Annotated in this window: 17 protein-coding genes; 14 read left to right on the forward strand and 3 right to left on the reverse strand. The window is 70.5% G+C overall.

All coding sequences use genetic code 11. The features are described from left to right. Positions 1–338: 338 nt before the first annotated feature. Positions 339–788 carry a helix-turn-helix transcriptional regulator gene (locus ABTZ91_RS00005; RefSeq protein ID WP_352074797.1) on the reverse strand — a complete coding sequence of 150 codons (450 nt, stop codon included), beginning with the start codon at positions 786–788 and terminating at the stop codon, positions 339–341. A gap of 255 nt (positions 789–1,043) precedes the next feature. Between ABTZ91_RS00005 and ABTZ91_RS00010 the strand changes: the two genes are divergently transcribed. From ABTZ91_RS00010 to ABTZ91_RS00020, 3 genes are read left to right on the forward strand one after another with little or no spacing between them, the layout of a single operon-like run. Further along, positions 1,044–1,451, forward strand: a complete 408-nt coding sequence (locus tag ABTZ91_RS00010) for a WhiB family transcriptional regulator (RefSeq protein ID WP_352074798.1) — start codon at positions 1,044–1,046, stop codon at positions 1,449–1,451. Continuing rightward, positions 1,444–2,235 carry a hypothetical protein gene (locus tag ABTZ91_RS00015; RefSeq protein ID WP_352074799.1) on the forward strand — a complete coding sequence of 264 codons (792 nt, stop codon included), beginning with the start codon at positions 1,444–1,446 and terminating at the stop codon, positions 2,233–2,235. Before ABTZ91_RS00010 ends, ABTZ91_RS00015 begins: the two co-directional genes overlap by 8 nt. Further along, positions 2,229–2,444 carry a hypothetical protein gene (locus ABTZ91_RS00020; protein ID WP_181019065.1) on the forward strand — a complete coding sequence of 72 codons (216 nt, stop codon included), beginning with the start codon at positions 2,229–2,231 and terminating at the stop codon, positions 2,442–2,444. The genes ABTZ91_RS00015 and ABTZ91_RS00020 overlap by 7 nt, the downstream gene beginning before the upstream one ends. 64 nt (positions 2,445–2,508) lie before the next feature. Here the strand turns inward: ABTZ91_RS00020 and ABTZ91_RS00025 are convergent, their stop codons facing one another. After that, positions 2,509–3,345 carry a hypothetical protein gene (locus tag ABTZ91_RS00025; protein ID WP_352074800.1) on the reverse strand — a complete coding sequence of 279 codons (837 nt, stop codon included), beginning with the start codon at positions 3,343–3,345 and terminating at the stop codon, positions 2,509–2,511. Between the two features lie 419 nt (positions 3,346–3,764). On the opposite strand from ABTZ91_RS00025, the gene ABTZ91_RS00030 reads away from it, so the two are divergent. From ABTZ91_RS00030 to ABTZ91_RS00045, 4 genes are all read left to right on the forward strand, one after another. Continuing rightward, on the forward strand, positions 3,765–4,172 hold the full coding sequence (locus ABTZ91_RS00030; protein ID WP_352074801.1) for a hypothetical protein: 408 nt from the start codon (positions 3,765–3,767) through the stop codon (positions 4,170–4,172). A gap of 152 nt (positions 4,173–4,324) precedes the next feature. Continuing rightward, positions 4,325–4,924 carry a phage tail protein gene (locus ABTZ91_RS00035; protein WP_352074802.1) on the forward strand — a complete coding sequence of 200 codons (600 nt, stop codon included), beginning with the start codon at positions 4,325–4,327 and terminating at the stop codon, positions 4,922–4,924. A 98-nt stretch (positions 4,925–5,022) separates the two neighbouring features. Then, the gene (locus ABTZ91_RS00040; RefSeq protein ID WP_352074803.1) at positions 5,023–5,313 is read left to right on the forward strand and encodes a hypothetical protein; all 291 of its coding nucleotides are present in this window, start codon (positions 5,023–5,025) and stop codon (positions 5,311–5,313) included. Positions 5,314–5,426: 113 nt separating this feature from the next. Beyond that, positions 5,427–5,726: a hypothetical protein gene (locus ABTZ91_RS00045; protein WP_352074804.1), complete on the forward strand. Its 300-nt coding sequence runs from the start codon at positions 5,427–5,429 to the stop codon at positions 5,724–5,726. A 93-nt stretch (positions 5,727–5,819) separates the two neighbouring features. Here the strand turns inward: ABTZ91_RS00045 and ABTZ91_RS00050 are convergent, their stop codons facing one another. Then, on the reverse strand, positions 5,820–6,641 hold the full coding sequence (locus ABTZ91_RS00050; RefSeq protein ID WP_352074805.1) for a hypothetical protein: 822 nt from the start codon (positions 6,639–6,641) through the stop codon (positions 5,820–5,822). Positions 6,642–6,839: 198 nt separating this feature from the next. Between ABTZ91_RS00050 and ABTZ91_RS00055 the strand changes: the two genes are divergently transcribed. The 7 genes from ABTZ91_RS00055 to ABTZ91_RS00085 all read left to right on the forward strand — a co-directional run bounded on the left by ABTZ91_RS00055 (position 6,840) and on the right by ABTZ91_RS00085 (position 12,988). Beyond that, complete coding sequence (locus ABTZ91_RS00055) at positions 6,840–7,085, forward strand: hypothetical protein (protein ID WP_352074806.1); 246 nt, start codon at positions 6,840–6,842, stop codon at positions 7,083–7,085. A 9-nt stretch (positions 7,086–7,094) separates the two neighbouring features. Beyond that, entirely contained in the window at positions 7,095–7,499 is a 405-nt protein-coding gene (locus ABTZ91_RS00060) for a hypothetical protein (RefSeq protein ID WP_352074807.1), read from the forward strand. A 132-nt stretch (positions 7,500–7,631) separates the two neighbouring features. Beyond that, complete coding sequence (locus ABTZ91_RS00065; RefSeq protein ID WP_352074808.1) at positions 7,632–8,291, forward strand: hypothetical protein; 660 nt, start codon at positions 7,632–7,634, stop codon at positions 8,289–8,291. Between the two features lie 47 nt (positions 8,292–8,338). Further along, entirely contained in the window at positions 8,339–9,541 is a 1,203-nt protein-coding gene (locus tag ABTZ91_RS00070; protein ID WP_352074809.1) for a phage tail protein, read from the forward strand. Beyond that, entirely contained in the window at positions 9,538–10,779 is a 1,242-nt protein-coding gene (locus ABTZ91_RS00075; RefSeq protein ID WP_352074810.1) for a tape-measure protein, read from the forward strand. The genes ABTZ91_RS00070 and ABTZ91_RS00075 overlap by 4 nt, the downstream gene beginning before the upstream one ends. Positions 10,780–10,821: 42 nt before the next feature. Further along, complete coding sequence (locus ABTZ91_RS00080; protein ID WP_352074811.1) at positions 10,822–11,745, forward strand: phage distal tail protein; 924 nt, start codon at positions 10,822–10,824, stop codon at positions 11,743–11,745. 40 nt (positions 11,746–11,785) lie between these two features. Then, the gene (locus ABTZ91_RS00085) at positions 11,786–12,988 is read left to right on the forward strand and encodes a hypothetical protein (protein WP_352074812.1); all 1,203 of its coding nucleotides are present in this window, start codon (positions 11,786–11,788) and stop codon (positions 12,986–12,988) included. Positions 12,989–12,996 lie beyond the last annotated feature (8 nt).

The following is a 12,996-nucleotide window of genomic DNA, read 5'->3' on the forward strand; positions in this document are numbered from 1 at the left end:
CCCGGCCCGGGGGGGCCGCGGGGGGGGGGGGGTGGGGGGGGGGGGGGGGGGGGGGGCCCCCGGCCGCCCCCGGGGGGGGGGGGGCGGGGGCGGGGCCGGGTGGCGGCGGGCCGGCGCCGGCCGGGACTGGAGCCGGGTCGCACGTGGGCCGCGGGCGAGCCGAGGCGACACGGGGCCGGGTCGGACGTGACCAGCGGGCAGACCGGCCGAGGCGGCCCGGTCGGCGGCGGGCCACGGTCGGTCGGGGGCGGGGGCCGGCGCGGGACCTGGGGGTGTCTCGCCGGCGTGGCCGCCCGGGATGTGGATCGGTGCGGCCCCGGACGGATCCGGGACCGCTGTCAGTCCTGCGCGGCGCGGCGGGACTCGCCCGTGGCCCGGACGTCGCCGCCCTCGGCCTCGGGATCCAGGAACTGCGTGACGACCTTGACGAAGACGTCCATCCGTTCGTCGGGGACCCCGAGCCAGCGCGCGAAGTCCTGCATGGTCGGCTGCCAGTCACCCGGCGGCAGCAGATCCGCCGCGAGCGGCAGCTCCTCCGGGGTCACGCGCCCGGACCGGATCAGCATGTCGCGGACGGAGACCCCGAGGAGCGGGGCGATCCTGCGCATGGTTTCCAGGTCGGGCATGCTCTGCCGCTGCAGCAGCCGGGTCACGGCGGCGCGATGGACGCCGGCCTCGTCCGCGATCCGGGACTTCCCTCCACCGCGGGGGCTGTCGATGTCGTAGCCGCGGGCCCGCATCAGACCTTCGACCCATCCCGCGAATTCGTCGAGCCCTTGAATGCTCATGTTATTTACCGCTCCCTCTTACTCCCCCACCCTTCGGGCCCCTTACTTTAGCGTGCTTGCGCGCACGGAATTACGTGCTTTCGGGCACGCAATCGTGTCGAATCGGTGAAGAGGCCTCCATCCCGGCTTCCGAAGCTAGTTGCGAGCTCGCACGCAACATGTCTATCGTGCTGCTCGCCGCACTCGTCGGCCTCCTGAGTCCCAAGGGCCCCATACGCCCCATGGGCACCGGGGCCCGGAACGTGGAGACCCACCTTGCACCTGTCCGACACCACCTCATGGCATGCCGCCGCCGCGTGCGTCGGCCTCTCGCCCTCCGTCGTCTTCTCCCGGCGTGGAAAGGAGGCGGCCCCGGCCCTGCGGGCCTGCGCCGTCTGCCCCGTCAGCCGCGAGTGCGAGGCGGCGGTGGCCCCCGCGGAGAGCTGGTTCGACGGCGTCTGCGCGGGCCGCCTCTGGCGCAACGGCCGCCCCGTGAAGCCGCGCCGCCGCCCCGGCGAGGCGGCCGCGGAGGCCGCGGAGGCCGCGCGAGCGGCCGAGGCCGCGGAACTGGCCGAGGCGCTCGACGCGGCCGGCCTCGCCGGCCGGAGCGACCTGTCCGACCGCACGTCGGCCCCCCTCCGCACCCTCGCCGGTGCCGTCCCCGCCGGAGGCCCCCGTGGCTGAGCGCATGCCGGAGACCGCCGACCACTCCGGAACCGCCACGGCCACCGGAGGCACCGGCACCGGCACCGCCGACGAGCGGGTGCTGCGGGACATCACTCTCTGGGCCGCCTCCCTCGTACGGCAGTTCCCGGAGCTCGCCGAGGAGCTCGCGCCCGGGCGGCGGGGGCCGGTGGGGAGTGCGCCGACGGCGCCGCATCCCGGGCGGGACGAGCTGATCCGCCAGGAGCGCCGGGAGGCGCTGCTGCTCGAACAGCGGCACGGCCTGGTCGTCCCCGGACACGGTGCCGCGCCGATCCGGCTGCACGTGTCCGATGCCATCCGTGACATCACCGACGGTGTCGTGGAGCTGGAGGAGGCGGTCTGCGCACGGCTCGGGCTGCCGCGGCCGCGCCGGGCCGGAGTGGTCGAGCGGCTGCGCCGGGTGGTCGGCCTGCTCGACGAGGTGGCGGGGCACCCCGTGCTCGCCCGCCACGTGCGGGACGAGATCCGCCGTATGGCACGGCGGTGTGCGCGGACGCTGGGCGAGGCGGAGACGGTCGTACGGGTCTCGGGGCGCTGCCCCTGGTGCGACTCGGTGTCCCTGCGGGCCTTTCCCGACCGGCGCGCGGTGCTGTGCGTGAACCCGGCGTGCGTGTGCACCGACACGGCGTGCGGCTGCCAGGACGACCCGTCCTACCGGCACCTGTGGCCGGAGGAGGAGTGGGCCGAGCTCGCGGCCGCGTCGGGGGCGCGTACGGAGGAGATCGAAGCGGCGATGGACGACACGAAGGAGACCTCATGCTGAGCTCGACCGCACTGCCGCTGTCCCTGCCGGCGCTGATCCCGGGCCCGCTCGCCGCCGAGGAGGCGGGAGTCGCCCCGGCGACCATCCGCAAGTGGGTCCAGCTGGGCCATCTGCGGGCCGCGGGGAAGGCGGGCCGGGCGCAGTTGTTCCGCCTGGAGGACGTCTTCGCTGCGGAGCGGGCGACCCGGCGGAAGCCCCGTACCGCCTGAACGGCCCCCTGCGACTCGTACGAACGAAGCGCCCCGTGTCTCTCGTGAGACACGGGGCGCTTCGTCATGCCCGCAGGAAGTCGTGCAGGGAGCGGGTCATCTCGGCGACGAAGCGGTCCCGGACCTCCTGTGGCACCCGGTCCAGGGAGAGATACGGATTGAGGTCCTCCAGCTCGACCAGGAGCAGCTCGCCCTCGGGGGTGCGGCAGGCGTCGACGCGCTGGATGCCGTGGTCGAGGGTGTTCCAGTCGACGAAGCGGCGGGCGAAGGCGAGGTCCGCTTCGGTGGGTTCGTACGGCTCCAGGACCCAGCGACGCTCGGGGTCGGGGGCGTACAGGGCGTACTGGAAGCGGTCGTCGACGTAATAGAAGGACACCTCGTAGCGGAAGTCGATCCGCGGCTGGACGAGGATCCGGTCGTACGAGAGCTCCGCGAGGTGGTCGCCGGGCACGAACTCCAGCCCTATGGAGTCGGCGCCGGCCTTGGGCTTGACGACGTACTCCGCCGCCTCGGGGAGCCGGCCGAGGTCGGCGGCGCGGTCGACGGTGGGGATGACGGGGAGTCCGGCGGCGGTGAGGTCGAGCAGGTACTGCTTGCCGGCCATGTCGCCGCTGCCGTGGAGCGGGTTGTACACGCGCGTGCCGAGGGCGGTCGCCTTGGCGCGGAAGGCGTCGTAGGTCTCCTGGTAGTGGAGGACGGGTCCGCTGTTGCGGACGACGACGGCGTCGAAGCCGTCCATGAGGGCGGCGGCGTCGCGCGGGTGGCACAGGGCGAGGTCGAAGTCGGTGCGCAGGCGGGCGGTGAGCTCGATGTCCTCGTCGCAGTAACGGCGTCCGCGGGCGGGGTAGGCGAGGTCGGTGACGTAGAGGAGACGGGGTCGGGGGCGGGCTGCGGCGGGCACGGGCGGCTCCTCTGGTTCGGTTTCGCCCAACCTACCGTGCCGAGATTTCGGCCAAAGCCCCAGGTCAGGCCCCGTGTGCACCCCTCCTCCGCGAAGGGGGCCCGAAACCGATCACCGAACTAGTTGCGTGCGCGCACGCTCTCTGTCACAGTTGGTGCAGCGGCGGAGCTGTGCCCGCGAGACGGGCCGCAGGCTCCGCCGTTCGCCGTCCGGGAGCGCTCCGCGCCCCTTCCCCCTTCGCCCGCGTCGAGCACCCCGGACGGCCCCGCACCACCCGCGCAGCACCTGCGTCACCCCGCACCACCCGCGCACCACCTACCTCACCCCGCACCACCTGCGTCACCCGCGCACCACTCGCACCACTCGCACCACCACCGCACCACCCGTCCCGCCCTCCCCCTCCACCGAGGAGATCCGTCATGACCACTCCCCCGAGTGCTTTCCCAGACGTCGAGAAGCTGGTCGTCGACGTCCTCAAGGCCGACCCGGCCCTGGCCGGCGTCACGATCGCCGTGCAGGCGCCGGCCGGCTTCGACGGCACGCAGAACGCCGTCCTGGTGAACCGCCGCGGCGGCGCCTGGATCGGCGACCTGCACGTCGACAAGCCGCTGATCGAGTTCGAGGTGTACGGCCCGACCAAGAACGCGGCCCACATCACCGCAAACGCCGCCCGGCGCGCGCTGCTCGCCACCATCGGCAAGCAGATCGGCGTGAACTTCGTCAGCGACGTCGAGGAGCAGGACGGGCCGCGCTGGCTGCCCGACTACCTCTACCGGGGCGCCAACCGCTACCTCTGCGTCATCCAGCTCTCCCTGAACGTCTTCTAGACGCCCAGGCTCCAGGAGCGCTCCCCCGGCGTCGTCACGACGCCCCCACAGACCAGGCCTCGCCGAACCGGCGGGGCCTTTGCCGTACCCGGACCCGGAATCGGTCCGGCCGGGGACGGCGCCCTCACCCTCTCACCAAGGAGAAACCCACCATGGCAGGAAACAACTCCGCCGAGATCCGCGTCGCCGGCGTCGGCAAGCTCTTCGTCGCCAAGGCCGACACCGCCGTGCCGGCCTTCGGTGCCGACTCCGCCACCGACTGGAAGGACTGGACCGACCTCGGCTACACCACCGGCGACGGTGTCACCTTCTCCAAGAAGGACAAGCTGGAGGCCATCGACTCGTGGCAGTCGGTCTCCCCGGTCCACTACATCTACTCGGCCCGTGACCTCTCGCTGAAGTTCTCCATGCTCCAGTTCAACGAGGACACGCTCCCGTTCTTCATGGGCGGCGGCAAGGTCGCGCCCGAGCCGGCCACGTCGACGGAGGTCTTCAAGTACGAGATCGCCGAGCGTCCGTTCGCGGACGTGCGCGCCCTCGGCCTGGAGTTCACCGACACCAAGGCCGGTGGCACCGCGGTCACGTACCGCTTCGTCATCCCGCGCGGCCAGGTCACCGCGTCCGACGACATCAAGCTGGCCCGTAAGGCGGCGTCCACCCTGGGCATCACCTTCTCCGCCATGTCGAACGGCGCGGGCAAGCCGCTGGCCACCTTCCTCATGAAGGACAGCCAGTACGGCGCGGCTGTCTGATCCGGCCACACCCCGGGGCGGGACGGCACACCGCCGTCCCGCCCCGCCCCCTCTCCTCATTCATCCACGCGCACCACGCGAACAAGGAGTACGCACACATGTCCCGTTTCGACGTCAACGCCGCTCGCGCCCAGCGACTGGAGGCCCACGGCCGCACCTGGTCCTTCGAGCTGGACGGCGAGTCCTTCACGCTTCCCACCGAGCTCTCCCGCAAGACCGCGAAGGCGCTGCGCAAGCTCGACGACAACGACGTGGACGGTCTGCTCGCGCTCCTGATGGGTGAGGAGCAGTTCGCCCGCTTCGAGGAGCACGACATCACGATGCAGGACATCGCCGCGATCCTCGAGGCCTACGGCAAGGAGACCGGGCTCGGCCTGGGGGAAGACTGAGCCTCGTCGAGTTCGTCGACGAACACGCCGAGGCCCTTGAGGCGGATCTCCTCCGCTACTACAGCGTCGACCTCCTCGACTGGCACAGGGGGGAGCTCTCGAGCCGGCGGCTGATGGTCCTGATCAAGAACCTTCCGCAGGACGCCGCCGTGTCGCGCGAGATCCACGGGGAGTCGGCCGACTGGTCGATATCCGACCATCTCCTCGCTGCCGCGGTGGACCACCTGGCCGCCGCCAACTGGATGTTCCAGTGCGTCAACAGCAGCGAGGACGACGATCAGCCCGACTTCCCGAAGCCGGTCCCGCGTCCGGGCGTTACGGACGAACAGGCCGAGGAGTCGGACGAGGGCACGACGGAGGAAGGCACCACAGAGGCCGTTTCCCCCATCGCCCTTGCCCGCTTCTTCGGCTGACGCTTCCTCAGCCCTATCGCACACCCTCGCAGCCCCCGGAGCCCGCTCCCGTCAGGGAGCGGGCTCCGGGGGCGCTTCCTGTGCTCGTTCCCGTCAGGGCTCGGGTGGCGCTTCCGGTGATCGTTCGGCGGCCAGGTCCTCCTCCAGGGCCCTGGCGCGCTCGGAGAGCCGGGGCCTACGCGCGCCCGCGCGCGCGTCCGGTTCGCCGGACTCGCCGCCGCGCCGCTCGGAACCGGCTCCGCCCTGACCGGGCACGCCGGCGAGCGGCGGCACGATCGGGCGGCCGCCCTTGCGGCGGGCGACCTTGCGGACAGGCTGGGTATTCCTGCGGGAGCGGCTCTCCTGGGCGGTCAGCAGGACGTCCGGCTCGGGGTCGGGGGCCGGGTCGGGCGCCGGCGCACGGACCGGTTCGGGATCGGGGTCCGGTTCACGTCCGCGCTCGGGCTCCGGTTCGGGCAGCGGCTCCGGCTCTGGGCGCTGTTCGAACATCTCGCGCTCCCGACGGACCCGCTCCTCGGCCTCGACGACCACGGCCGGCGGTTCGAGCAGCCGGGCGAAGGGCAGCGGGATGACCCGGGCGCCGTCCGGATTCGCGTTCGCATCGGTACGCCGCTGAGGGCGCCGGATTCCACGCGCGTCACCCTGCCCTTGAGCGTAGGCGTCGGCGACGCGCTTCTCGTACTCGCGGCGAATACGGGGCAGTTCGTCGGATACGGCCTCGGCCCAGCCGGCGGTGAAGGCGGCCGTCTCGCGGCGGTCGACCTCTGAACGCGGCATGACCACCAGGTCCTCGGGGTCGTACCCGTGGACGTGGACCAGTTCGGCGAGCCGGGCGAAGAGATGGGGCAGGTCCGGGTGGGACTCGAGCCAGTCGATGACCCGCTCCCGCCGGTTAGTGCCCGACTCCTTGTCCATGCGTGCGCACTGCCTTCCAACCCCCTGGGGTCCCCACGCGCCCCTCGCGCCCCTCGTCCCCCCGGCTGTGTCAGGCCCGGGCAACGCGTCCTCCAGGGTACCCCGGTCGAACACCAGACCCGTTCGAGGACCAAACCCTCACGGAACCTGACGAGATGACACGCCCGCAGGGGCTTCTCGCTCGACAAGCTCGAACCGATGTTCGACAATACTTCGCACACCAGTTCGATGGCCGAAAGGCAGGGCACCATGACTTCTCAGACCGGGGGAAGCGGCGCACAGACCACGCTGCAAGACCACCTCAACGCGTTGCTGCAAAGCCCCGGTCCCGTTGACAAGCGCGCGCTGCTCGCCCTCCTCGACGCCGAGGTCGCGGCTCGCGAGATCCACGCCTACAAGGCCGGCTGGAACGACGCCGTAGTCGAGTTGCGCCGGGTTTCATAGGATCCCGACGTGAGAAATCCGTGGTGGATCACCGCCGTCGGCGTGATCGCATTCAGCGCGTTCTTCTGGGCCGTAGGCGGAGCCGTGGACCTTGGTCTCGAACAACACGCCCGGGGGCGCTACGGCCTTCCCCGGGAAGGCCAGCGCTATACGTACGCCTTGTTCGGCGGGGGTGTGATCGCCTTGGGCTCGATGCTGGCCCTCGCCGGTCGCCGCGTACCCGGGTGGCAAACCGCGTTGCTTCCCGTCACGGGCCTCGTGGTCGGAGCCGCATCGGTCCTGATCCTGGGTCAGCAGTCCCGGCACTGGCTCGCAGCCGGCGCGATGACCCTCGCCGGGTTGGTGATCATATTGATCGCAGCCAGGCGCCGGCTCGCCGACAGACCGTCCGGGAACGAGCGCGCATCACGCTGAAGCGAAGGGATCCGTTCCCCGACTCCCGCTGCCACACCCAACCGCATGTGACGAAGCCCCTGCCCTCCCCGGCAGGGGCTTCGTCGCATGCCCGCCGAGCGCCGCAAGGCGCTCCGAACCGAAGGAGGTCCGATGGCGAAAAGCCTCGAGCAGTTGACCACCGACGTGGGCAACCTGCAGGCGGCCCTCGATCCGAAGAACAAGGACAACGTCCTCAAGGACACTGCGAAGTCCGCGGACATCAGCGAAGGCGCTCTGAAGGCGACGACGGGCGACGCCCAGTTCGCCACGAAGAGCTGGACCAAGACCCACGTCACCAAGGCGACTGAGACCAAACTCTTCGACTGGATCAAGACACCGGAGTTTCTGGCGCTGGTGACCGCGGGCGCGTTCGCACAGATCGGAGGCGCGCTTTTCAAGTTCGAGATCATGCCGTTCCTGAACTTCGACCCGGCGATCGAAGCCTGGTTCAAGAGGAGGGGCTTCGAGCGCAACAGGTGGGGTGTGCTGTGGAAGCTCTCCGAACAAGAGCTCCGCAGGCGGGAGCGCGAGTCACCTGAGTACGCCATCCGGCGTCTCCAGGACCTGGTGGTCAGTGCGCACACGAAGATCGGCAACTCCAACAAACGCATCAGTGTCCTGGAGAAGAAGGTCGGACGACTCACCACCCGGGGCAACACCACGCGTCAGCAGATCCGCCACATGGACTCCAATCCCGCGCTGCAGGGCGCGTCGAACCAGATCACGCTGCTTCAACGACGCGTCGATCTGCTCGCCCAGGCCCTCTCCTGACCACCGCCCCACGCAACGTCCCCATCCCTTAGCAGAGGTGGACAGTCATGTCCCTCGTCAGTTCGCTGAAGAACGCCAACGGATCCCTGCAGCAGTTCAGATCAGCCACGTCCAACGCCGAACGCGCCACGCAGACCCTCGGTCAGCGCGCCTCGTCGGCCGGCAAGAACATCAGCGGTATCAAGAGCGCGGCCCAGAGTTCCGCCCGGGAACTCAAGAACCTCAAGACGGCTTCCGACCAGGCCGAGCGCTCCATGGCCAAGGCCGGCCAGACCGGTCAGTCAGCCGGCGGCAAGCTCGGCAAATACGAGTCCGGCGCCGGCAAGGCCGCCAAGGGCCAGGACAAGCTCAACAAGTCCATGAAGGGCAACTTCCTGGCTCGGCTGATCGAGCTCTTCATGCCGCTCATCGAGAAGATCGTCGAGATGGCGACCCGCTCGAAGACCATGCAGACGATCCTGAAGAAGGCGTTCAGCGCCATCAAGACCGTGATCAGCTCGGTCATGAAGGCCGTCGGCCCGATCATGAAGAAGGCCGGCCAGCTGATCAAGACGGTGTGGAACGGCATCAAGAAGGCCATCTCCACCGTCGTCAAGGCCGTCGCCACCGTCATCAAGACCTACGTGAAGATCTGGAAGACGGTCATCACCACGGTCATGAAGGCGATCAAGACGGTCGTCAGCTCCGTCTGGAAGGGCATCAAGGCCGTCATCACCCCGGTGGTGAACTGGATCAAGACGGCCATCCCGAAGGCGTTCAGCGCCGTCAAGGAGAAGATGTCCTCGATCTGGAACGGCCTCAAGGACATCGCGTCCCGGGCGTTCGAGGGCATCAAGAGCGGTGTGTCCGGCCCGATCAACGCCGTCATCGGCCTGATCAACCGGATGATCAGGGCCGTCAACGGGGTCAAGGTCAGCGTCCCCGGCTGGGTGCCCATCGTCGGCGGCAAGACCTTCGGCGTGAACATCCCGACCATCCCGATGCTCGCCACCGGTGGTGTCGTCATGCCGCGCGCCGGCGGTGTCCCGGCGATCCTCGCCGAGGCCGGCGAGGCCGAGGCCGTCCTGCCGCTGTCCAAGCTGGACCGGCTGCTCGCCCTCACCGCCCGCCGCGCCCGCATGGCGTCGCAAGCCCAGGGCGGCCGCGGTAAGGGCGTCGGACTGCACATCGAGCACTACCACGCGGCCCGTGGCAGTGACCCGCAGTCCACCGCGGACGCGCTGATGTACCTGGCGAAGGCACGCGGATGAGTGCCCTGGCACTCAATCCGCTCGCCGGCTCGGGTCCTGGTTTCAGCGCCCTGGCAGGTGGAGCACGGCAGGCGGCGGAGTCGGTACAGCGGGTACTCGGCGCCGTGCGGCGCGCCGCCACCGGCGCTGACCGGCTTCGGGACGCAGCCCGCACGACGGCCACCCCCGTGCGCACCTTCGGCCAGAACGCCGGCTCTGCAGCCGTCGCCGCCGCGAAGCTCGGGCAGTCCCGCGCGGCCAAAGGCGTCAAGTCCTTCGGTGACCGGGCCCGCAAGGCCACATCGCGGTTCGGCAAGCTTGCCACCGGCGTCGGCGGCATCCTCGCCATCCTGCTGCCGCTGCTGCCCATCACCGATGTGATCACCGGCCTGATGGGCACCTACGGCACGGTCATGACCGTCGCCTCCGTCGCCATGACCGGCATCAACGTCGCCATGCGCGCCAACCCGATCGGCTTCCTCATCGGCATCCTCGTGCCCGTCGCCGCCTGGCTCATCGAGTACGCGATGCACAGCGAGACCGGCCAGAAGATCATGAAGCAGGTCTTCCAGGCGGTCCTGAAGGGCTTCCAGGCCGTCTGGAAGTTCCTCTCGCCGATCATGAAGGCGGTCGGCAAGGCCGTCGGGACCTACGTCAAGGCGTATCTGACCCTGTTCAAGGCCGCCCTCAAGGGCATCGGCGCCGCGATCGACGGCGTCAAGAGGATCGGCAGCGCGATCGGCTCCGCCCTCAACGCCATGCGCGGGATCGCCTCCCGCACCATGGGCGCGATCAAGAACGCGGTCAAGCCGATCCTGACCTTCATCACGGACAAGATCCCGGGCTTCTTCCGTCACGCGAAGGACGCCGTGGGCAAGGCCCTGCGCGGCATGGGCGACCTCATCAAGGGCGCCCTGAGCGCCGTGCTCGGCGTCGTCAAGGGACCCATCAACGGTCTCATCGCCTTCGCCAACTGGATCATCGACGGCCTCAACAAGCTGAGCGTCAACATCCTCGGCAAGAAGTTCGGCGTCGACATCGACAAGATCCCGATGCTCGCCGAGGGCGGTGTCGTCTTCCCCGGCTCCACCGAAGGCTGGCGCATCGACCCGCTCACCGTGCTCGAGAACCGTCGTGTCCCGGCCGTCACCGAGGCGCCCCCGCGGCCCCACCGCATCCGGGAGTTCCACGAAAAGCCGGGCGCCGGCCCCCGGTCGACCGCCGAGGACCTGCTCTTCCTCGCGTCGGCGCACTGCTGAACGCCCACCCTGTCAGCCCCTCAGAAGTGAGGTGACGGCCCCATGGCCGAGACCACAACCGCATATGCCGGAAGCGACAGCTTCACCGCCGACCTCGCGCCCGGCTCGCTGATCACCCAGGACGGGCAGATCCAGTGGGCCGGGCTTCTCATCGGCCCCGGTACGCCCTTCTCCGTCGACCGCTCCGGCCTCTCCGGCTGGGAGGACCTGCCGGAGTACGACTCCTCCGACGCCGAGCGCCCCACCTCGCACGGCGCCTGGCCCGGTTCCCGTTACGCCAAGCCGCGCAAGATCGGCGGCACGATCGTCCTGATGCCGGAGTACGGCGCCGCCACCGAGGCCATCCGCGCGCTGCGCCAGGCGCTCGCCCTGCTGGACGAAGAGCGCTGGCTCACCGTACGGCTGCACGGCGAGATGCTGACCGTGCGCGCCCGGATCGCCCAGCGGGTGGTCCCGGCCGACCAGGGCTTCGCCACCCAGGGCAGCTCCAAGATGTCCGTCCAGTGGCTGGCCGCCGACCCGCGCCGCTACGCGGTCACCGAGCAGACCGTCTCGACGGTCGCCCCGCAGCCGGAACTGGGTCTGAACTGGCCGCTGACCTGGCCGCTCGACTGGGGCCAGGCCACCTCCACCGGTGACGTCGTCGCCGAGAACACCGGCTCCGCCGCCACCCACCCGGTGATCAGCTTCCGCGGCCCGTGCTCCATGCCGACCGTCACCGAACGGGTCAGCAAGCGCCGGCTGCGGTACGCGATCGACCTGGCCACCGGCGACGAACTCGTCGTCGACACCGCCAACGGCACGGTCACCCTGAACGGCACCGCGTCCCGCCGGCACACCGCCATGGCCGACTCCAGCCCCGAGGAGCTGTTCCTGCTCGAACCCGGCCGCGCGGAGCTCTCCTTCCGGCCGGACGACAGTCCCGAGGCGCTGATGACGGTCCGCTGGCGCAGCGCCGAGTGGTGATCCCCGTGCGCGACCCCCGACCACTCAGGAAAGGTGAACGATGACCGTTCGCGCCGCTTGGCTCCAGCCCACCGGGCAGACCCGCGAGGACACCCGCCTCACCCTGGCCGCTCTGCTCACCCCTTCCGGTCAGGCCCCCGAGGAGACCCCGCTGCGCTCGCGGCAGGGCATCCTCCCCGGCGGCTTCGTGCTGACCGGGACGGCCCCCATGCAGTGCACCATCGGCACCGGGCGGGCGATCATCCAGGGCAAGGACACCCGTCAGGGCGCCTACCTGGTGAGCGCGATCTCCCCGGAGACCATCACCATCGACGACGGTGACCCGCAGTACGACCGGATCGACCTGATCGAACTGGCCGTCCTCGACAACGACTACGACAAGACCGGTGCCACCGAGTCGGTCATCCGCCTGGTCAAGGGCACCCCCGCGGCCACTCCGGCCGTCCCGGCGAGCGGCCCGGGCAGCACCCAGCCGCTCTACACCGTCAAGGTGCCCAAGGGCACGTCCGCCGGTACCGGCGGCATCGTCTGGACGGGGACCGGCAGCCAGGTGACCACCCAGCACTGGCCGGTCGTCGCACTCGGCGGCATCCTGCCGACCAGCGGTTTCAAGGGCGCCTACCCGGGTCAGTACCGCGACGCGGGCGGGGCCCTGCAGCGCTGGGACGGCGTCACCTGGGTCTCGTATCCGAAGGCGCTCGGCGGCATCGCCCCCAGCGGGACGACCTCCGGCGGCTACGCCGGCCAGTACCGCGACAGCTCCACGGGCCTCCAGCGCTGGGACGGCGCGGCCTGGCAGTACGCCGAGGGCTCGGCGAAGATCCTCTTCGCCGCCACCCAGTGGACGACCTCCCAGCAGCAGAGCGTCCCGGCCAACACCTGGACCCCGATCACCATGCCCACGGTGGAAGCCGACGACGCCGCCGGCTGGAACGGCACCCACACCTATGTCGTCCCGCGCACGGGCTGGTGGCGCATCGCCGGCCACGTCACCTGGGCCGGCGACTCCCAGACCGGCATGCGCGGCGCCCGCCTCGTGGTCGGCGGCGTCGGGCAGTCCCGGGCGACATGGCTCACGCCGGCCGGCAACGGCGCCATCTCGGTGGGCGGCCAGGGCCTGTTCAAGCTCACCGCGGGCGCCACGGTCCAGCTGGCCGGCTTCCACAACCACACCGCGGCGATCAAGACCCTCGGCGGCTCCGGCTACGCCTGCGTCCTGACCGCCGAATGGCTCAAGTCCTGAACCTCCCC

Origin of the sequence: Streptomyces sp. NPDC126499 (genome assembly GCF_040302485.1) — a bacterium.
Classification (GTDB): domain Bacteria; phylum Actinomycetota; class Actinomycetes; order Streptomycetales; family Streptomycetaceae; genus Streptomyces.